The following is a 22873-nucleotide window of genomic DNA, read 5'->3' as shown; positions in this document are numbered from 1 at the left end:
TTATTAATTTGTTGTTAACCGAACACTGTTAGCAATACGTGTCGCATTCTCCATCGCTTCCTCGCAGCTATCACCATAAGCCAGAACATAACCGACAATAGAACCAAAATTCTTATTCTTCGATGAATTTTTATTTTTAGGTGAACTTTTATTTTTGGACGAACTTTTATTTTTAGGTGAAATAGTAAAAGGCGTTTTTTTAAACCCTGCGGAAATAAAATAAGGGATATCAGTATCTACCTCGATATCATTTACCATCCCCTCATCACGATAAAAGACAAATGCATCAGCAACAAATGGATAAACTATTTCTGACTCCGGTGATATAGAACTTTCGATACCACAAACAAAATCGACCAAGTATTTGACCATATTAATTCCAGAGGTCATGAAGATCTGTTGAGCGGCTCTAGCGCCCGCTATACGTAAATTGATTTCAACCAATACAGGCCCACGAGAGGTATAAATAAATTCTACATTGATTGCGCCGCCCCGTAATCCCAAAACAGCTACCCACTCTTTAACAAGCTTACAAGCCATTGTAAATTCAAATTCAGACAACTCAGCAGGATGAGATAAACCTATCATACACAGGTCATCATCAGGAGAAACAAAAATTCTGTTGATGCCAATTATATGCCATTCGTCATGACTACAAATTAATTCCGCCCCATAAAAATTTCCTTGCAAGAATTCCTCTATCAAGAACTCCTCATTAACTTCACCAAGCATCGACATCGTGCCATTAGATGAAATTTCTGAAATCACATGACGGTAATCATCTTGAGACTTACAAAGCGATACCCCATAAGCCCCCGCATCACGAAGTGGCTTAATAACAAATGGGAAAGGAACTTTAGGATTTTCTGGCATATTATTATAAGGAAAAACCTCGTAGGCAGGTTGTTCATAACCGTGCTGCGCCAGGATATCTCTAACATTCTTCTTACTAAATGCGTTCCTCAAACCATCTATATCCGAATGAGGCAAACCGAATTCTAACGCCGCTTCAGACGCTACAATCATAAAATCATCATAGCAGCCCAGGATCGCTACAACAGGAATGTTGTTATCTTTAATTAAATTAATGATATCCGCACTACTTCTCGTATTTAAATAATAAACATTATCAAATAATTCCTTCTTCAAATCATCATATAATCCTTTATTCATTGACTCCATTGAAGTAAACAATACAGGAGAAAATCCTAAATTTCTAATATAATCAATCGCAGAGCATTCAACCGGCCTTGCTTCAATAAAAATAAAAACGCCCATATCCACCCCATCATCAGTTAATAATTATTACTTTATACCCATTTTATTCACTCTTTAAATTATCTATTTTTATTAATAAATAAAATTTCCATCAAAATTAAGACAACCTAATTATCATGTATAGTTCCAACTAAGGTGACTTTCAAATACAAAAATAGTCAAAATACAACCAGATTCATCTCTTTGATACATAACTAATTAAATAATAATAGAATTTTTTTCATAAAAAATAACTTTACTGTTAAGATAAAATATTTATTCACTTTTTTAATAAAAAAACAAAAAATTATTCTATTTTAATAATTAGATTTATTTGACATATCAGAATTTATATACTTTTATTAATACTACATTGATTTACGGATATTTTTTAGTTAATAGAATAAATTGTTTAAATTTATTTATTATTCCCAAATCTTCTTCTTATATATTTTCATTTATAGGAGTATTTATGTCATCTCATGAAGTTAGAAAAACAGTATTCAGCCCTTCCCCGTGGGAAAATAAAATGGGATATTCAAGAGGAAAAAGAGTTGGCAATCAAATCTTTATTGCAGGATGTGTCGCCTCAGATGGTGATGGAAATGTTATGGGGGAAAATGCTTACGAACAAACTCTATTTATCATAGAAAAAATTGAGAAATATTTGAAAGAACTTGGTGCAGAGCTGACTGATGTTGTTAGTACGGTAACACATTTAACAGACTTCCAACATTTTGATGATTATTGTCGAGCATTTAATGAGAAATTTGGCGATATACGGCCGGTCAATACCACCATTGCCGTTAAATCGATGGTGAAGCCAGAACATTATGTTGAAATTACAACTATTGCCATCGACAGCAAATAGTTAAATTAAAGAATAATACCAATGGTAATTGATCTACCTGGAGGCTTGGCATGAATAAAATTAGCGTGCTCCCCGGCTCCACTCTTAATGGGGAAATAGTCATACCATCATCTAAGCCTCATATCCAAAGAGCGCTACTATTAGCACTATTGAATGAAGAAATAACTACTGTAAATAATATATCGTGGTGTACCGAAACAGAAGATCTCCTTATTGCTTTACAACAGTTTGGTTTACAAATTCTGGACAGAGGTAAAAATCACATCATATTGAAAGGAGCACGTCCAATATATCATTGCAATGGGATTATTAATGCTAATGGATCTGGTATGTTATTTAGAATCAGTGTCGCGTTAGCCTCACTGACGGAAAAAGAAGTTTATATAAAATGCAATGATTCACTGTTTAACAGAGAAAGCCTGTATGATGAATCATTTTTTTCATATCTAAATGTATTTGCAGAAAAGCAAGAAGAAAATATCATCATGGTTTCCAGAAGAATATATCCATCACAATCACCATTAAATTTCAATAAGAGCACTCAATTCCTATCATTCTCTCTTCTTATTTCGCCATTTATTAAGGGAAAAAGTCTTATCATTAACAACAACGGCGAAACTAAAAATGGATATGTCAATATAACAATTAGCATGATGGAGTTACTGGGAAGTAAAATTACCCGCATAGGCAGCACATTTATTTCAACTGAATATCAATCAAAGAATATTACTATTAATATCCCTTCGGATTTTACATCACTAAGCTACATTGCTTCATCAATATTAAGTATTAATCGACCAAGCAAAGTCACCATAAAAAATTATTATCTGGGGAATACCATTAACGAAAGAGTACTATTTGATATATATAAAAAATTTGGTATGAATTTAAACCATAACCCAATTAAGAATGAACTTAATATCAGCCTAGAGGAGGAATATAACGCCATTACAGATGAAATCCATTTAAATGAACTCCCTTCTGTTGCCACTAATATCATCGCGGCGGCGATTAATGGTAATAGAGATATCACATTTTCCGGCCTTAATGCTATAAATAATCATAAATGCCAACGAGCATTTATTATTAATGAGAACATACGCATGATGGGAGGAAAAAGTTATTTAATTTTTAATGATACTGGGGCTTTCGAAAAAATAAGGATTAACGGTAACGGACCATTAAATGGAGGCGTTGAAATATTCAGCTACTATGATCATCGGATTTGCGCATCCAATATTATTGCATCACTAGGAGCAAGAGAACCAACAACCGTTAATCATATACATAAATTAGATGATGGTTTTCCTGGATTTATCCAATCCTTAAATTCTCTCGGGGCTAGAATAAATTAGCTAACAGTATAATAAGCGAGATAAAAATATGAAGTATTATGGTAATAATCATCCGCCATTTATCGAAATAAATAAAACCAAATCACTAAATGGTTCAATAACTTTACCTGCCTCAAAAAGTTCTTCAACTCGCGCCATTCTGACTGCATCATTAACGGAAGGTACAAGTAAAATAAATAACATGGCATCAGGGAACAATACAACAGCAATGAAATTAAACTGTTCCCGTTTAGGAGCATCATTTAATAATGATATTACAGGAACCATTGTAGAAGGCATAGATATCAGAAAAATTAATAAAAAAATCATCTTTAATCCAGGTAATTCTGGCGTTGTATTACGACTATTAATGGGTGTATCCGGTTATTTACCTGATACTGAATTTATTACAGAATACCGTCACTCCCTGGGTACACGTTCACAATCAGAAATGGTCAATGCACTCAAATTACTCAATATTCAGTGTACCGCCGTTGGGCCAGATTCACTTTTACCAATAAGCATGAAATCAAACAGAAATATCGGTAATTACACTGAGATTTCATGCAGAAAAAGCTCTCAATTCCTGAGTGGACTACTTTACTTAGGCGCTATCAGTGAACGAGATCTACAAATAAAAGTCACCGATACAATTACCGCGCCATCGATGGTTCACACGACAATTAATAATTTGCGCAAATCCGGCATCAATATTGAATATGACGATAAATTCCGCAATTTCTTTACCACAGGAAAAAGTCGATTTATCCCATCAGAATTTAGCGTCGGCGCTGATCCCGCCAGCACGGCAGCGATCCTTGCACTTTGCGCCTCACTGAATTCTGACGTCACCCTAAACGGTTTCTTTGAGGAAGAATTAGGTAACGGCGCAGTGGTGGATTATTTAATTAACAGTGGAACGAAAATCAGCTTTATCAGAGAAGATTGTCTCAATATTCGCTCTGACGGCTGCCTAAAAGCGCAAGATTTCGATGGTTCACTGGCGCCGGATGCGGTACCTGCACTTGCTGCATTAGCCGCGTTTGCCGATGGTAAAAGCGTTTTCTATAACATTGAACATATTCGCTATAAAGAATCAGATAGAATTTCCGATTTTCGGCGGGAATTAGACAAAATAGGAATTAGATCAGAAGAGAAGCTAGATCAATTAATTATTTATGGCAATCCATATGGATATAAAGGCGGTGTTATTGTTGATGGCCATTATGATCATGGGTTAATCATGGCGCTCACCACAATAGGTTTACATTGTGATGAGCCACTCATTATTAGTGAACCATATCATGTTGGTCAAACCTATCCAGAATATTTCGCCGAAATATCCACATTGGGCGCCAACGTGAATGAATTAAAATATTCTGGCCCTATACCAGAAGACGTTTAAATATCATTGATAACTCTTAACCAAAGGAATTCACTATGTGTGGAATTGGTGGTATTTTTAATACAGAAAACAGGCTTATTGATGATATTGAAAATAAGCTACATACTATAATGTCAAAAATAGCGCATCGAGGTGATTCATCTCGGTTTAATGAAAAGGTTGTCAGAAATAATTTTGCAATCGCAACCAACAGGCTTGCTATTGTCGAACGTGATTCAGCCTATCAACCCATATCGAATCAGGAACATGATCTTCATCTTGTTCTAAATGGTCAAATTTATAACTATAAGTCTCTTCGAAATGAATTAATTAAACAAGGCTATCAATTTAAAAATGGCGGCGACGCAGAAGTTACCCTAATCGCCTACATTTGCTATGGCAAGTCATTTATTAAAAAATTAGATGGAATGTTCAGTTTTATTCTATTTGATAATAAGAATAATAAATTCTTATTAGGAAGAGATCACGTCGGAATAAAACCACTCTATTATACCCAAAAAGAGGGTAACTGGTATGTAGCATCAGAAATAAAATCATTGATCGAATTCAATTCAGAAATTAAACCTGTTGAACCCGGTTCAATTTTCGACGGCTTTACCAGTGAAAAATATATTAGCTACGACACAAATATTTTCGCAAGCAACGATAATTTCGAACGGGCAAAAGAAAAAGTCTATTCACTTTTAGATAATGCGGTCAAAAAGAGGGTTGATACAGATCTGCCCATATCAATTATGTTTAGCGGCGGTATAGACAGCACCATTGTGCTCTATCTTGCACACAAATATCACCACGATGTTACAGCAATTTCATTTGGATTACCCGGCTCAAAAGATATTGAAATTGCCCAAAGATATTGTTCTGAGAATAAGATAAAACACATCATCTATACCTTTACTCAGGAAGAATTAATTAATAACATCCAAGATGCTATCTATTATGGTGAATTTTTCGAACAGATTGATGCAATTGATTCGAATATTGCTCACTTTGGTTATTATATCGCTAACCGCCTCGGCTTTAAAATCGCGCTATGTGGAGAAGGCAGTGATGAAATTTTTGCTGGCTACGATCTATTTAAGACATACCCCGATCCCCATTATCTCTCCCTATATCGATTAAATAATCTACATAGGACTGATTTACAAAGAGTTGATCGAGCAAGCATGAGAAATACGGTTGAAGCAAGAGTTCCCTTTATGGATTCAGCACTAGTTCCTTATGTCTTAAGTCTGGATTTCTCTTACAAACTTAATAACGGGGTAGAAAAATATATTTTACGTGAAGCATTCAGAGGAAAAATACCCGAATATATCATTGACAGACCCAAAATAAGAATGCCAGATGGTAGCGGGGTAAAAAATACTATCATAGATTACATTAAAGATATTAAATGCGATCTACCAAAGAGCGTTGTTGACAACCTTAATACTATCGGGTTAACCAACCAAAGCGCTCTCTATTTCGCTGAAAAATATCTCTCTTTAGGCTATCCACTACCCAAGGAACGTTTCAAAGAATCTGGTAAAGATTTCTCAGAATCTGGTTACTTTAATTTCATATCATAATTTCGCCATTGTGTTGATATGCTGCATTGTTTATCCTGCTAACAATGCAGTTATTTGAGAAAATAGAATTTATTATTTACATCACTTAACATCAAACTGGAACTCAATATCCTTTTTTAAAAAATCATAATCAATAATTTCAACTCTCTTATTCTTTGACATAATGATTCCTTTCTCATTCAAACTCTTAATAGCCCTATTTAATTGCCTAACTGAAACACCTAAAATAGATGCTAAGTCTTCCCTTCTCTCTAATATCTGTACAAATCCATTTCTTTCCGAATTATAATAAAGAAATCGCTTTAATTTATCCTCAACAGTCAAAAATACTCCCGACCGAAACAAAAATGACTCGAAAAGCTTATTACTGAGTTGTTTACAAACAAATTCAAGAAATCCAGGAGCCGTTAAGCCAAATGTTTTCACCGTCTCTAACGGTATTGATAGAAGTACTGACTGCTCCTGAGCAAAAATAGTATTAATTATGTTATTCTCTTGGGAATGAAAAAGCTCTAAATCTCCAATAAGAAAAAGAGGAGTAGCAAAGGCAAAAACAAAGAATTTGCCATTAACATTATAAAACTCAACCTTAAGTTTCCCCTCAACCAAAATATAGAGATGAGTAAAATTCGATGACTGATGCGTAAGATAAGCATTTTTCTTAACATCAACCACATCCAACTTTTGCATAAATTCTAATGGAAAAATGCTATCAAGATGATATTTATCAATATAATTTTTCAGCTTCCTCTGTTTATCCACACACATATTTAATCCACTATATCTTAAATCACATTATACCCGTTATCTTTCAAGCTGCCTCTTTGTTGGCTGCGTTCACTCACCCCGGTCACATAGTTCTCTATGCTACCGGGGATTCGCTCCCTTGCCGTCGCGATGCAACTTGAAATCCATAGGGTATATAACTAAGTATATTTAAATATCTCCGATCTTTCCATTTATTCTCCATAGATTTCTCCATTAAGATATTTACAGATTACAGATTACAGATTACAGATTTAATATAAACTTTTCCAATTATATATAAAGATGAATAAAATGCAATTTTTCACTACGATAATCTCATTATTTCCTTTTCTAATCGATTTTTCAATTCATTACTAGAAAAGGAAGCCTGTAATGCATTCAAATTTGTTTCAATAAAATCACTATATTGCCAACCAAAATATCGATTAAGCCTTAAATATTCTTCATATAAAGTTATATTTGCAACTGTCCGGGCATCCGTATTAATCCCAATATTGACACCAATCTCTTTTAAAAAATTAACTGGATGGTTTTCATAGATATCATAAATATCGCAAACAATATTACATGTCGGACATATTTCTAAATGGATATTTCTTTCTATAATAAGCTCAATAACATCTCGATCTTCAATGCTTCTGACACCATGCCCTATACGAGAGATATTTAATTCATTAATAGTCTCACGCACACTCTCAGCCCCTTTCGCTTCGCCTGCATGTGCAATAACATTTCCACCATTTTCCAACACCATTCTAAACGCCTTCAAATGCGCATTGAGCGGATATCTTGCCTCATCGGCAGCAAGATCGAGAGCAACAACACCATATTTAATATATTCATTGACCAGATATGCGGTTCTCAAACTTTGATCTTCTGAAAAATGCCGCAATGTACATAATATTAAACCAGCTGCTATACCATATTTAATTGAAGAATTTTTCATTGCCTCCAAAACAATTTCCACAATATCGCGGTCACTTAATCCTAAACGAAGATGCAGTAAAGGGGCAAATCTAATCTCAGCATAGACTATATTATCGCTTTTTAATTGTATGAAAAGATCTTCTACAGCATCGGCTATGACGTCCCTTTTTTGTAGCAAATCCAATGAAGGGGTAATCTTATTTAAAAAATCACCTAAATCATGACATTTTTCAGAGGCAATATATTTTTCACAAAACGACTTCTGGGTAATATCAGGAATAAGTTTTTTAACGAAATGATAGCTCAACCCAGTATCAAGATGTGTATGTAACTCCACCTTTCTCAGTAAATCAGGATTAAAATTCATCTTTTATTCGCCTATATGATTAAAATTATGATAATAATGCAAATAATTTATTCTTAAATACTCTACCTTTGATTTTAGTCACCACAGTCATATTATGGGGATGATTGAGAAGATCAGTTGAATCAATAACTAAATGCCCATATGAACGCACACTTTGATATTCAACATAACCATACGCCTCTAATTTATCCTCTATCATTTCATTCGGATATAAAGCAATAGCCATTGTTATAGGATCAGGCAGATCAAACCCTTTTCTATTCGTTCTTTCCGCATTAAATTCAATCAATGTCCTATTACAGTTCACTGCAAACTGACCAAGATCACCTAAAGAATTTAATTTATCCATATCGAATTCACCAATAAAAGCCTCATCCATACCTAACTCCCACCCACAAAATATAAGATTCAATCCAGAATTCAATACTATATGAGCTGATTCAGCATCAACATAAATATTGAATTCAGCTAACGGCGTAATATTACCCGGTTTCATCCCCGACCCACCCATAATATAAACCCCCTTGATAAGCTTATACAAATCTGGCTCTTTTAAGATAGCCATCGCAATATTTGTCAACGGCCCCAAAGTGATTATCTCTATCTCACCAGGGAATTTTTTTACGATATCAATAATTGCATCTACTGCATGTTTATCCTCTGCTATTAGTGAAGACTCAGGTAAATCCATATTACCCATACCATCTTTTCCATGAATATGATATGAAGCATAGTGTTCTCTAAATAATGGCTTGCTCATTCCTTCATATACCGGAGGAATATATGTTCCTGCTTTTTCAATACTAATTAACGCATTTTTCCTACATTGAGCAACAGCACAATTACCGGCAACAATGGTGATACCCTCAATAAAAACTGAAGGTTCACGGAGCGCCATCAGTAATGCAACCGCATCATCGGAAGCCGTATCCGTATCAATAATGAAATGTCTCATAGATTACCTCCCTTTATTATGTTCCTTACATTAAGTTATAAGTTCCGCCCAAAAAAAGTCACATGACCTTTTTTCAAAATCAAGAAACAATGTGCATAGAGATATATAACGAGTATGTGATCTATTTCACAATATACCCGTCATCTTTCAAGTTGCCTCTTTGTTGGCTGCGCTCACTCACCCCGGTCACATAGTTTTCTATGCTCCCAGGGATTCACCCCCTTGCCGTCGCGATGCATCTTGAAATCCATTGGGTATATACCGTCAATAAATCATTTGAAGTTATGGGTTATAAATAATACATACATGCAAAATATAAAGAAAAAATAGCTGCCTAAGATAGACAATTAACGTCTTTCATTAAGTTTATCTATTTAAAATTATACTCAAATATGAACGAGAAAAAGGAAAAGAAGGTAACGAAGGCAGCATCATTTGCATAATTTCTGGAGCCGTCTCGAAAAAAATGACAAAAAACGCCTCAATTTACCTTAAAAAGCGCTTCCTTGACATATTTTCCACATTTTCTCCATTTTTTAGCCTATCCTCACTGTCTAAACTAATAGATGTGATTAAACCGATATTTCAATCGGATATAATCAAGCAATACCTTGACCTTGCGTTTGAGAGAATGTCGAAGAAATGAATCAAAATAATAAACGCCGTACCCTTATTTTCCGTGCAACACTAGCCGTCATTGCCATCGCTGCGGCCATATTTTTTTGGTGCCAATTTAAAACCCCTCAACAATCTAGCGCATCGGATCAACCTTCCGGTTTAAGGCATCCCCCGTTGCCTCCGGTTCAAATCGCCACGGCAAAAGAGCAGGCGGTCCCTCGCTTTCTGACCGGGCTTGGCACCATTCAGGCCGCCAATACCGCCACGATAACCAGCCGGGTTGAAGGTCAGCTTATCGCTTTGCACTTTCAGGAAGGTCAACAAATTAAACAAGGGGATTTACTGGCGGAAATTGATCCACGCCCTTTTCAAGTTCAGTTAGCACAAGCCAAAGGCCAACTGGCTAAAGACGAGGCAATATTGGCGAATGCCCGTCAAGACCTCAATCGCTACCAGAAATTGGCAAACACTAAACTGATTTCCCAACAAGAAATGGATAATCAACGCGCGCTTGTCCGTCAACACGAAGCCAGTCTGAAAGTTGATCAAGCAACCATTGATAGCGCTAAACTCCAACTCACTTATAGTCGTATTACAGCGCCCATTTCCGGTAAAGTGGGCTTGAAACAGATTGATATAGGAAATTTTATCTCCAGCGGCAACAATTCTCCTATTGTGATTATTACCCAAACCGATCCAGTAGATGTGCTATTTTCACTCCCTGAAAACGATATCAATGCTGTTTTGCAAGCTCAAAAAGCGAATCATGACGTCGTTGTTAGCGCCTGGGATCGCAATAACCAGCAACAACTTGCCGAAGGAAAATTGTTGAGCATTGATAATCAAATTGATGCCGCTACCGGTACAATTAAGCTGAAAGCCCGTTTTTCCAATCAAGATAGCGTCTTATTCCCAAATCAGTTCGTTAATGTCCGTATTAAAGTCGATACACTGGAAAACGCAGTGGTGATCCCAAATGCTGCTTTGCAAATGGGTAATGAAGGGAATTTTGTCTGGATGTTAGGCAAAGAGAATAAAGTCAGCAAGCATCTGGTCACGGTCAAATTGCAGGATACAAAACGCGTTGTTATCAGTACCGGCTTGGCAGCAGGTGATAAAGTGGTCACTGACGGTATCGATCGCCTGACAGATGGCGCCAAGGTGGATATTGTCACGCCGATGGTAAATAAGCCTCAGCCGCAAAAACACGACAAAACGGAGAATTCCTGATGCAGGCAAGCTCCCTAATCCCAGGAGGCGGACCATCACGTCTGTTCATCTTGCGACCTGTCGCCACTACGCTGTTTATGGCAGCAATCCTGCTGGCAGGTATTATCGGCTATCGCATGCTGCCCGTGTCTGCATTACCGGAAGTGGACTATCCCACCATTCAGGTTGTCACACTCTACCCCGGCGCAAGCCCCGATGTGATGACTTCGGCAGTCACCGCACCACTGGAACGACAACTCGGGCAAATGTCCGGTCTTAAACAGATGGCATCCCAAAGTTCCGGCGGGGCTTCCGTTATCACATTACAATTCCAACTGACTTTGCCGTTAGATGTCGCCGAGCAGGAAGTGCAGGCAGCCATTAACGCAGCCAGTAATTTACTGCCGAATGACCTTCCTTACCCTCCTATTTACAGTAAAGTTAACCCCGCTGATCCGCCTATTTTAATGCTGGCGGTCACCTCCGACGCAATGCCAATGACACAGATTCAAGATATGGTGGAAACCCGTATCGCACAGAAAATTTCCCAAATCAACGGCGTAGGATTGGTGACACTCGCCGGCGGCCAGCGACCAGCCGTCAGAGTGAAGTTAAACGCTCAAGCTGTCGCGGCACAGGGCTTGGATAGCGAAACGATCCGTACTGCAATCAACAACGCTAACGTTAACTCCGCCAAAGGCAGCCTTGATGGTCCGACCCGTTCCGTCACGCTTTCAGCTAACGATCAAATGAAATCAGTAAGCGATTACCGCAACTTGATCGTTGCCTATAAAAACGGATCACCGGTACGGTTACAAGATGTCGCAACCATTGAACGAGGCGCTGAAAACACCAAACTCGGCGCATGGTCAAATAACAAACAGGCCATTGTGATTAATATTCAGCGCCAGCCCGGCGCCAATGTCATTGAAACCACAGATAACATTCGTCAGATATTACCGGAACTTATTAGCAGCTTGCCTAAATCCGTCGAGATGAAAATCCTGACTGACCGCACGACAACCATTCGCGCTTCTGTGAAAGATGTTCAGTTTGAGCTGTTACTGGCAATTGCACTGGTTGTTATGGTGATTTACCTGTTTTTACGTAACGGTATTGCAACACTCATTCCCAGTATCGCCGTTCCTCTTTCACTGATTGGTACATTCGCAGTGATGTATTTCTGCGGTTTCTCCGTCAATAACCTGACGCTAATGGCGCTCACCATTGCCACCGGTTTTGTCGTGGATGACGCCATTGTAGTGATTGAAAATATCTCTCGTTATATAGAACGAGGCGAGAAACCGATGACAGCAGCATTGAAAGGTGCGGGTGAAATCGGTTTTACCATTATCTCCCTGACTTTCTCTTTGATTGCGGTGCTAATCCCACTGCTTTTTATGGGCGATATCGTTGGCCGCCTGTTTCGTGAGTTCGCGATTACCCTGGCCGTGGCAATTCTGATTTCAGCCATTGTCTCGCTGACATTAACCCCTATGATGTGCGCTCGAATACTGAAACCGGAATCACAGGTAAAACACAATCGTTTCGAACAAGCCAGTGAACGCTTTTTTGAACAAATGATCGCCGGTTATGCCGTATGGCTAAAAAGAGCGCTGAACCATCCGTGGATCACATTCGGCATCGCCCTAAGCACATTGGCGCTAACTGCCCTGCTTTATCTGTTGATTCCAAAAGGATTTTTTCCATCGCAGGATAATGGGCTGATTCAGGGAACACTTGAAGCGCCGCAATCCATTTCCTTTGCTGCAATGGTAGATAAGCAACAGCAAGTTTCATCTTTATTACTGCAAGATCCGGCAGTAGAAAATATCACCACCTTTGTCGGTATTGATGGCAGTAACCCAACATTGAATAACGGACGATTGCAAATCACACTAAAACCACTGAATCAGCGTGATGACAGAATCATTGGTATTATTCCGCGTTTGCAGGAAAAAGTTGCCGCTATACCCGGCATAAAACTCTATCTGCAACCGATGCAAGATTTGACGATTGACACTCAGGTTACCCGAACCCAATACCAATTCACTTTGCAGGCAACCTCTCTCGATGAACTGAGTATCTGGGTGCCCAAATTGCTGGCTGAACTAAAGCAGAGAGCAGAACTGGTTGATATCAGCAGCGACTGGCAAGATCAGGGGCTAATCGCTTACGTTAAAGTAGACCGAGACACTGCCAGCCGATTGGGTATCTCAATGGCCGCTATAGATAACGCACTCTACAACGCATTCGGCCAGAGGCTAATTTCAACCATTTATACACAGGCTAATCAATATCGGATCATCTTGGAACATGATGTAACATCGACTCCAGGGCTGGCAGCATTTGATAACATCCGCCTTAACGGAACTGACGGCCATGTCGTGCCTCTCAGAGCCATCGCGACTATTGAACAACGATTTGGCCCACTGGCAATCAATCATCTCGCTCAATTTCCCTCAGCGACATTTTCTTTTAACGTTGCCGAGGATGCTTCTCTCGAACAGGCGGTGAACGCTGTTCGTAATGCAGCACAATTGATCAAAATGCCCAAAGACATTTCCACCCAATTTCAGGGAACAACGCTGGCATTTGAAAGTGCGCTGGGCAATACATTGTGGCTAATCGCGGCTGCCATTATCGCTATGTATATCGTGCTAGGCATATTGTATGAAAGCTTCATCCATCCGGTGACAATTCTCTCCACGTTGCCGACAGCAGGAGTGGGGGCGCTACTAGCGCTGATGATGGCAGGTCAGGAACTGGATGTCATTGCAATCATCGGCATTATCTTGTTGATAGGTATTGTGAAGAAAAATGCCATCATGATGATCGATTTCGCGCTGGCGGCAGAACGCGAACAGGGATTATCGCCTTACGAAGCCATTTATCAGGCGTGTTTATTACGTTTCCGCCCAATCCTGATGACCACAATGGCAGCGTTGCTTGGAGCGCTCCCCTTAATGCTCAGCACCGGTGTAGGCGCTGAATTACGTCGGCCTCTGGGTATCTGTATGGTAGGTGGACTGATTATGAGCCAGATCCTGACGTTGTTTACTACGCCGGTGATCTATTTACTATTTGACCGGTTGGCGCACTATCGCCGCAATCGCCAGCTATCAGCCCCAAGCACTTCATCTATTGATCATCAGGAGCCGCGGTGAAATTTTTTGCCTTATTTATCCAACGTCCTGTTGCCACCACGCTATTGAGTTTAGCCATAACCCTATGTGGAGTATTAGGATTTACCTTGTTGCCGGTTTCTCCTTTACCACAAGTGGACTTTCCGGTGATCTCCGTTTACGCCTCATTACCGGGCGCCTCACCGGAGACAATGGCCTCATCTGTCGCTACTCCGTTGGAGCATGCCCTAGGCCGAATTGCCGGAGTGAATGAAATGACGTCGAGCAGCTCCCTTGGCAATACCGATATCACACTTGAATTTGACCTTAATCGTGATATTAACAGCGCAGCAAGGGATGTACAGGCAGCACTGAACGCCGCTCAAAGTCTGTTGCCTTCCGGTATGCCGAGCAGACCGCATTATTACAAAGTCAACCCGTCTGACGCCCCGATAATGATCCTCACATTGACTTCTGATACCTATAATCAAGGGCAGCTTTATGATTTTGCCTCTACTCAGCTGGCTCAGAAAATCGCCCAAGTTGAAGGCGTCAGTGAAGTCTCTGTTGGCGGAAGCTCATTACCGGCAGTCAGAGTTGAATTGAATCCTGGCGCCCTGTTTCATCAGGGAGTTTCGTTAGACGCGGTACGCAAAGCTATCGGCAGCGCCAATGTTCGCCGTCCACAAGGATATGTGGATTCCGATCAGCAACACTGGCAAATCCAAACGAATGATGAGTTAAAAACAGCCGAAAGCTATCGCCCAATCATCGTTCACTACAACAACGGTTCACCGGTGCGATTGCAGGATGTAGCAAACGTAAAAGATTCTGTTCAGAATGTCAGAGCAGCCGGAATTTCTGGCGGTAAACCAGCTATTTTGTTGATTATTCGCCGTGAGGCCGGCGCGAATATTATTGCCACAGTAAACCGTATCCGGGAACAATTACCTGCATTACGTGAATCTATTCCTGCCAGTATTCAACTGAAAGTTACTCAAGATCGCACACCAACGATTCGTGCTTCATTAGCAGAAGTAGAACGTGCATTGGTGATTGCTATCGGGCTAGTCATTCTAGTGGTGTTCCTGTTTTTGCGTTCCGGTCGCGCAACATTGATCCCAGCCATCGCTGTACCCGTTTCACTCATTGGCACCTTTACCGCCATGTATCTGTGCGGTTTCAGTTTGAACAATCTTTCTTTAATGGCGCTGACGGTTGCCACAGGATTTGTGGTGGATGATGCGATTGTGGTGCTGGAGAATATTTCCCGCCACCTTGAAGCAGGTATAAAACCTATGCAAGCGGCACTACGTGGTGTCCGGGAGGTGGGTTTTACCGTCCTTTCGATGAGTATTTCACTGGTAGCGGTCTTTATCCCACTCCTACTCATGGATGGATTGGTTGGTCGGCTGTTCCGTGAATTTGCCATTACCTTAACCACCTCAATCGGCATCTCATTATTGGTTTCTCTAACACTAACGCCAATGATGTGCGCTCATTTACTAAAATCTCAGCTTCCCAAAGCACAGAAGAAAATACGGGGATTCGGTAAAGTTCTGCTGAAAATTCAGCAAATTTACGGACGCTCCCTGATGTGGGTTCTTAATCATAGCCGTTGGATATTGTTAATTTTGGCTGGCATCATTGCCCTAAATGTTTGGCTCTACATCCATATCCCCAAAACTTTCTTCCCGGAGCAAGATACCGGTCGGTTGCTAGGGTTCGTTCGGGCGGACCAAAGTATCTCTTTCCAATCTATGCGTGAAAAAATGAAAAACTTCATGCAAACAATCAATGCAGATCCTACGGTGGACAGCGTTATCGGCTTTACTGGCGGTGGAAGGGTAAATAATGGCTTTATGTTTATCTCTCTGAAACCATTAAAAGAGCGGTCAGAAAGCGCTGAACAGGTTATTTCACGCCTGAGAATTAAACTTGCCAATGAACCGGGGGCAAATCTGTTTCTCATTCCGGTACAGGATATTAAGGCTGGCGGTCGCCAGGCTAATGCTAGCTATCAATTTACATTGCTGGCAGATGATCTAAACGATCTTCGCAAATGGGAGCCGGTTATCCGTAAAGCATTAGGGCAATTGCCCCAACTGACCGACGTAAATTCGGATAAAGAGGATAAAGGGGCTGAAATGGCAATAATCTATGACCGCGACACCATGTCTCGTCTGGGGATCAATGTCAATGACGCCAATAGCCTGCTGAACAATGCTTTTGGTCAGCGACAAATATCCACCATTTATCAACCACTTAATCAGTACAAGGTTGTGATGGAAGTTGCACCAGAGTATACACAGGATGTCAGTGCGCTGGAAAAAATGTTTGTGATTAACAATCAAGGAAAAGCTATTCCACTCTCCTATTTTGCCCATTGGCAACCGGCTAACGCTCCGCTAAGTGTCAATCATCAAGGGCTTTCTGCTGCTTCAACCATTGCTTTCAATGTACCGGAAGGCTATACCCTCTCTGACGCTGTCAATGCAATTGAAAGAACCATGACTGAACTCAGTGTACCCTCAACAGTTCGCGGCACTTTTGCTGGTACCGCCCAGATTTTCCAGGAAACTCAGAAATCCCAATTATTCTTGATTCTGGCCGCCATTATTACCGTCTATCTGGTGCTAGGGATACTGTATGAAAGTTATATCCATCCATTGACTATTCTTTCTACCCTACCTTCTGCCGGCATTGGCGCCCTACTGGCATTGGAACTGTTTGACACACCATTCAGCCTGATAGCGTTAATTGGCATCATGTTATTGATTGGTATCGTGAAAAAGAACGCCATTATTATGGTGGATTTTGCTATTGAAGCTCAACGTAACGGTAATATCCGCGCCCGTGATGCGATATTCCAAGCCAGCTTGTTACGTTTCCGTCCAATTCTGATGACTACACTGGCCGCTTTGTTTGGTGCTCTGCCACTGGTTTTGAGTAGTGGCGATGGTGCGGAATTACGTCAACCCTTAGGAATAACCATTGTGGGTGGTTTGGTCATGAGCCAGCTTTTGACGCTATATACCACACCGGTGGTCTATCTCTGTTTTGATCGATTAAGGGAAAAGTGGCGACAATGGCGTGCCGCCAGGCAAATTATGGAGCCATCATGAAACTCGGCATCAGCAGTAAATTATTTATGGCCATCTTCGCCACTTGTATGCTGGTGCTTATCACTATGCATTGGGGCGTAAGAAGCAGCTTCCAGCACGGTTTTATTGGTTATATCAAACAAAATATCCAGTTACGTACCGCTATGTTAGCCGAAGCGCTGGCTGAACAATATCAGCAATATGGTAACTGGAAATTCTTAAAGAGAAATGACCGGGTAATTTTTCGAATTATTCGCTCCATTGAACAAACCAGTGAAAGTTATCAAGGTCCACCCCCTCGCGGCTGGCGAACTCAATTTTGGGTAGTGGACAGCGACATGAAACTACTGGTCGGTCATGAAGGTAGAATCCCGGCAGAGACCTATCGCAAACCAATCCTCTATCATCATCAAGTCGTTGGCTGGGTCATTGTCAGCACATCAGATAAAATTACCCGTCAAGCTGACATCAGTTTTGATCGCCAACAACAACTGACAAGCTGGATCATTGCCGGTTTATCTACCTTGCTGGCAATCATAGCCACGCTATTATTATCCCGCGGTATGTTAAAACCCGTTAAACGTTTGGTTGAAGGGACGCATAAACTGGCAGCCGGCGATTTCAGCGCCCGAGTCACACCATCAAGTAAAGATGAAATTGGTCAGCTTGCCCACAATTTTAACCAGCTCGCCAGTACCCTGGAAAAAAACGAGCAGATGCGTCGCGATTATATGGCCGATATTTCTCATGAACTGCGCACCCCCCTTTCTATATTGCGCGGTGAATTGGAAGCGTTACAGGATGGTGTTCACAAACCCACCCCAGAAACGCTCAATTCGTTATTGGCTGAAATTACCACATTGACCAAACTGGTTGATGATCTACACCAACTCTCTTTATCCGATCGCGGAGCGCTGGCATACCGGAAAGAATTTATCAATATCAGTGAGTTAATTCAGGCTGCTATCGCATCTTATCGTGGACGTTTCCTTGATAAGCAAATCCAAATAGATGTTAAACTTCCTGAAACTATTATGGTGTTTGCTGATCCAAGCAGATTGACTCAGCTATTTCATAATTTACTGGAAAACAGTCTTCGCTATACCGCTGATAATGGAAAATTAATCATTAAAGATTGCTTTCACGATAACCACTTCATTCTGAATTGGGAGGACAGTAAGCCCGGTTTGTCACCAGAGCAATGCCAACGGGTTTTTGAACGATTCTACCGTAGTGAATCCTCACGAAACCGCGCCAGTGGCGGATCAGGGCTTGGATTAGCTATTTGCTATAACATTGTTGAAGCACATGGCGGCACAATCCATGCCGAACCCTCACCTTTAGGTGGTTTGAGAATTATCGTAGAATTACCGCTAACTAAATCCCTCGACGGCGAAACGTTATGAGTACGGAATTTGAACAATATACTGTTTTGATTGTTGAAGATGAACCCAAGCTTGGTCAGTTGCTGGTTGATTACCTGCGGGCGGCTGATTACAAAACCCAGTGGCTACTGCGGGGTGATGAAGCTGTCTCCCACGTACAACAACATATTCCAGATATTATTTTGCTGGATCTGATGCTTCCAGGCTGTGATGGCATATCTATCTGTCGGGACATTCGCCGCTTCTCTGACGTACCGATTATCATGGTCACTGCCAAAACGGAAGAAATTGACCGTTTACTTGGATTGGAAATTGGGGCAGATGATTATATTTGTAAACCTTATAGTCCACGTGAAATTGTCGCGCGAGTTAAAACGATTCTTCGGCGTTGTTACCGACCACAAGATATTGTCAAGCAAAGCGATCTGCAAATTGACGAAGCCTGTTTCCAAGCGCGTTACCGCGATAAAATATTGGACTTAACCCCAGTTGAATTCCGGTTATTAAAAACGATGGCAAGTCGCCCAGGACAAGTATTTTCCCGTGATAAATTACTGAATAATCTGTACGACGATCACCGAATCGTGACAGACCGTACTATTGATAGTCACATTAAAAATTTACGCCGTAAACTGGAGCAATTGGACAACAGTAAAACATTCATTCGTTCTATTTATGGACTTGGCTACCGATGGGAAGCGGATATATGCCGTTTGTTATAACTGTCACATTTTAACTGAATTAAATTTCTCTCAACCTTTCACCGGTCAGAAATTCAGCTATATTAAAAATACTTACCTTTAATTGGAGGAATTTCTTATGGCTATAGGTCATTATGATCTTAAGAGAACAAAAAACAAGCAGTATTACTTCAATTTAAAAGCATCGAACGGTGAAGTTATCCTTACCAGTGAAATGTACACCACCAAGGCAGCAGCGAATAAAGGAATTCGTTCTGTCCAAGCAAATTCACCGGCAGAAAAAAACTTCGAAATCAGAGAAAATAAATCTGGCAAGTCCTATTTCGTGCTGAAAGCGAGAAACTATCAAGTTATCGGCATCAGCGAATCTCACGATAATGAAGTCGCAGCCAAAAAAGGCATTCAATCTGCGATTAAACATGGCTCCAGCACCAATGTCCGAGATTTAACAAAGTCAGAATGACATTTTTTCATGATAAACCGCACCTTATCAGTTGAAAGTTACTATCAATTGATAAGGCGCCCTTCATCAATCACTTGCAACGAACATTTCATGCCAATAAATTTGTGTCCTCAACAAATTAAGCGTTAGAATCCCCGCCTTATCCTTACTTTTTATAGTGAAAATTAATCTCAACTCAAATCGAGAATTTTTTAACCATGTTTACTCCAGAATTACTTTCCCCTGCCGGTTCGCTGAAAAATATGCGCTATGCTTTTGCCTATGGCGCAGATGCCGTATATGCCGGTCAACCACGTTACAGCCTGCGCGTTCGCAATAATGAATTTAATCACGAAAATCTGGCGCTCGGCATTAAAGAAGCCCATGAGCTTGGTAAACGCTTTTATGTTGTGGTCAATATTGCGCCTCACAATGCCAAACTGAAAACTTTTATCCGTGATCTAAAACCTGTCATTGACATGGGACCAGATGCTCTCATTATGTCCGATCCCGGACTGATCATGATGGTTCGTGAAGCTTTTCCTGCAATGGAGATTCATCTTTCCGTCCAAGCTAACGCGGTTAACTGGGCAACAGTAAAATTCTGGCAACAAATGGGGCTGACGCGGGTCATTCTTTCCCGAGAACTTTCTCTCGATGAAATTAACGAGATTCGCCAGCAGGTTCCCGGTATGGAACTGGAAGTTTTCGTACATGGCGCGTTGTGTATGGCCTATTCTGGCCGTTGCCTGTTATCCGGCTACATTAATAAACGAGATCCCAATCAGGGAACCTGCACTAATGCCTGCCGTTGGGAATATCATGTCCAAGAAGGCAAAGAGGATGATATCGGTAATATTGTGCATATGCATGAACCTATACCGACAAAAAATATCGAGCCAACATTGGGAAAGGGCACACCAACAGATAAAGTATTTACGTTCGAAGAAGCAAAACGCCCTGGTGAATATATGTCAGCTTTCGAAGATGAGCATGGTACTTATATCATGAATTCTAAAGATTTACGTGCTGTTGAGCATGTTGAGCGATTAACTAAAATGGGCGTTCACTCTTTGAAAATCGAAGGACGGACAAAATCCTTCTATTACTGCGCTCGCACAGCGCAAGTTTACCGCCGAGCCATTGATGATGCCGTCGCAGGGAAACCTTTTGATCCAACTCTGCTAACAACGTTAGAAGGACTCGCTCATCGCGGCTATACCGAAGGATTTTTACGCCGCCATACCCATGATGCCTATCAGACTTATGAATATGGCTATTCGATATCCGATACACAACAATTTGTCGGTGAATTTACGGGTAAACGAGTCAACGGATTAGCTGAAGTTGCTGTCAAGAATAAATTCATAATCGGAGATCGTCTCGAATTAATGACGCCATCAGGCAATATCCAGTTTACATTGGAAGCAATGCAGGATAAAAAAGGCCAACCAATGGAAGTTGCGCCTGGTGATGGGTATATTGTCTATTTGCCAATTCCAGAACAAATCGATATTAATTATGCCTTATTAATACGTAATCTAAATGGTATTAATTCTCAATCTGCTCAAACGAACTGAGACTCAGACAAATAATCATCAATATCCCCTCTTTATGAGGATATATTTCTTTTTTTAGAAACAGATCACATCAATACTATTTTATTTACCGTAGTATTGCTGACGAAAAATAAAAAATTAAAAAAGTTTTACAGTAAGACTAGGAACCACCTCCTTGGCCGGCTCAATCTCCCTTGAGCTGGCCTTTTCTTTTTTCTCCGAGAAATAAAATCAACAAGTTACAAAATTCATTTACATGATTAATTAAATAGAGAAATTTAACTATTAAAGCGATGAATATTTATATCAATGTGTTCCTTATACCTATATATTAATAAGAGAATATTTCTACTTATTGAAATATCACACTATCTAAAGAAATGTAATTAAAATTTTCCACTGTTCAATAATTCAGGAAATTCATCATATTTAGACCAAATATTATACAATTTGATAGAATTAATCAGGTGAAAATTATGAAAACAGATAATTACAATTTACTTATTGTTAAAACTATTAGTTCAACATTTAGCTGACTATACCGACTTAACAGCCCAAAATGGATTTCGGTTTATATATCCATAGTATAAACAGGGATAAAATAGCCAAATCACCTTAAAGATGATAAACAACAGCACAGTACATGTTACTCTCTTGTAAAGATGAAATTTAATCCCACAATAGGAGCTGCTTAGTAAACCAAAAAACTATAGAAACCCATTTTTACACCGGACCAGCATGAAAAATATCACCCAACAATAACATCAGGAAAAATTAGTTTAGCGAGTAATAGCAATAGACATTCAACCTTTATCTATCAAGCTTTTAACCTATATCGATTGAACCAATAACTTTATAAAACATCGTTTGCAAACAAACTACTAAAGAAGAAATGTAATAATAAATTACTCTTGGTAAATGAAAGAAACCGAAATGTCACTATTGGTAATAAAAACATGAGAAATTTTCTACCTGTGATAAAATCAAACTATATTGATGTATTTATCAATCAGTTAATTAATTGATAAATACAAGTCAAAACTAAGAATTTAGTATAATTACTATTTAATATTATTATCACTTTTAAGAAAGAATAAATAACCATATTGACTGTTGCTTACAGGATTATATGGATTTAAAAACATTGATGTTAAATAACTTTTCATAATTATAATACACTCACTCTTTTTATTCTCTGCTATTCCTGTAGGGACATGAATTTAAAAACGTTTTCACTTTCTCAAGCAATTGCCACATATACTGACAGCCATGATTTCG

15 protein-coding genes are annotated in these 22873 nt (G+C 39.7%); 11 read left to right on the top strand and 4 right to left on the bottom strand.

Features of this window, described 5'->3' with window-relative positions:
- Positions 1-3: 3 nt before the first annotated feature.
- Entirely contained in the window at positions 4-1278 is a 1275-nt protein-coding gene (locus tag EAE92_RS11055; protein WP_214068117.1) for an ATP-grasp domain-containing protein, read from the bottom strand.
- Positions 1279-1729: 451 nt separating this feature from the next.
- On the opposite strand from EAE92_RS11055, the gene EAE92_RS11050 reads away from it, so the two are divergent.
- The 4 genes from EAE92_RS11050 to asnB are packed head-to-tail and all read left to right on the top strand — an operon-like array spanning position 1730 to position 6435.
- Entirely contained in the window at positions 1730-2128 is a 399-nt protein-coding gene (locus tag EAE92_RS11050; RefSeq protein ID WP_036805111.1) for a RidA family protein, read from the top strand.
- Between the two features lie 50 nt (positions 2129-2178).
- Positions 2179-3483: a 3-phosphoshikimate 1-carboxyvinyltransferase gene (locus tag EAE92_RS11045; protein WP_214068116.1), complete on the top strand. Its 1305-nt coding sequence runs from the start codon at positions 2179-2181 to the stop codon at positions 3481-3483.
- A gap of 28 nt (positions 3484-3511) precedes the next feature.
- Complete coding sequence (gene aroA / locus EAE92_RS11040) at positions 3512-4867, top strand: 3-phosphoshikimate 1-carboxyvinyltransferase (RefSeq protein WP_214068115.1); 1356 nt, start codon at positions 3512-3514, stop codon at positions 4865-4867.
- 35 nt (positions 4868-4902) lie between these two features.
- Complete coding sequence (gene asnB / locus EAE92_RS11035) at positions 4903-6435, top strand: asparagine synthase (glutamine-hydrolyzing) (protein ID WP_214068114.1); 1533 nt, start codon at positions 4903-4905, stop codon at positions 6433-6435.
- A gap of 81 nt (positions 6436-6516) precedes the next feature.
- Here asnB and EAE92_RS11030 read toward each other — a convergent pair whose 3' ends face one another.
- From EAE92_RS11030 to EAE92_RS11020, 3 genes are all read right to left on the bottom strand, one after another.
- Positions 6517-7197, bottom strand: coding sequence for a Crp/Fnr family transcriptional regulator (locus tag EAE92_RS11030; protein ID WP_339959372.1), 681 nt, complete (start codon positions 7195-7197; stop codon positions 6517-6519).
- A gap of 310 nt (positions 7198-7507) precedes the next feature.
- Complete coding sequence (gene add, locus EAE92_RS11025) at positions 7508-8497, bottom strand: adenosine deaminase (RefSeq protein WP_214068113.1); 990 nt, start codon at positions 8495-8497, stop codon at positions 7508-7510.
- Positions 8498-8522: 25 nt separating this feature from the next.
- Positions 8523-9452 carry a nucleoside hydrolase gene (locus EAE92_RS11020; RefSeq protein WP_214068112.1) on the bottom strand — a complete coding sequence of 310 codons (930 nt, stop codon included), beginning with the start codon at positions 9450-9452 and terminating at the stop codon, positions 8523-8525.
- Positions 9453-10094: 642 nt separating this feature from the next.
- Here EAE92_RS11020 and EAE92_RS11015 point away from each other — a divergent pair.
- The 7 genes from EAE92_RS11015 (at position 10095) to trhP (ending at position 21616) form a co-directional block, all read left to right on the top strand.
- A complete protein-coding gene (locus tag EAE92_RS11015) occupies positions 10095-11300 on the top strand; it encodes an MdtA/MuxA family multidrug efflux RND transporter periplasmic adaptor subunit (protein WP_214068111.1) in 1206 nt (401 codons plus the stop codon).
- On the top strand, positions 11300-14446 hold the full coding sequence (locus tag EAE92_RS11010; protein WP_214068110.1) for an MdtB/MuxB family multidrug efflux RND transporter permease subunit: 3147 nt from the start codon (positions 11300-11302) through the stop codon (positions 14444-14446). The genes EAE92_RS11015 and EAE92_RS11010 overlap by 1 nt, the downstream gene beginning before the upstream one ends.
- Complete coding sequence (gene mdtC / locus EAE92_RS11005; RefSeq protein ID WP_214068109.1) at positions 14443-17529, top strand: multidrug efflux RND transporter permease subunit MdtC; 3087 nt, start codon at positions 14443-14445, stop codon at positions 17527-17529. The genes EAE92_RS11010 and mdtC overlap by 4 nt, the downstream gene beginning before the upstream one ends.
- Positions 17526-18914: an envelope stress sensor histidine kinase BaeS gene (gene baeS / locus EAE92_RS11000; RefSeq protein WP_214068108.1), complete on the top strand. Its 1389-nt coding sequence runs from the start codon at positions 17526-17528 to the stop codon at positions 18912-18914. Before mdtC ends, baeS begins: the two co-directional genes overlap by 4 nt.
- Complete coding sequence (gene baeR, locus EAE92_RS10995) at positions 18911-19615, top strand: envelope stress response regulator BaeR (protein ID WP_214068107.1); 705 nt, start codon at positions 18911-18913, stop codon at positions 19613-19615. The genes baeS and baeR overlap by 4 nt, the downstream gene beginning before the upstream one ends.
- 97 nt (positions 19616-19712) lie before the next feature.
- Positions 19713-20057, top strand: a complete 345-nt coding sequence (locus EAE92_RS10990) for a YegP family protein (protein ID WP_036805088.1) — start codon at positions 19713-19715, stop codon at positions 20055-20057.
- 197 nt (positions 20058-20254) lie between these two features.
- Positions 20255-21616 carry a prephenate-dependent tRNA uridine(34) hydroxylase TrhP gene (trhP, locus tag EAE92_RS10985; protein ID WP_214068106.1) on the top strand — a complete coding sequence of 454 codons (1362 nt, stop codon included), beginning with the start codon at positions 20255-20257 and terminating at the stop codon, positions 21614-21616.
- Positions 21617-22873 lie beyond the last annotated feature (1257 nt).

It is taken from the genome of Photorhabdus hainanensis (assembly GCF_018448965.1).
Classification (GTDB): domain Bacteria; phylum Pseudomonadota; class Gammaproteobacteria; order Enterobacterales; family Enterobacteriaceae; genus Photorhabdus; species Photorhabdus akhurstii.
This window is presented reverse-complemented; position numbering and strand designations above follow the sequence as displayed.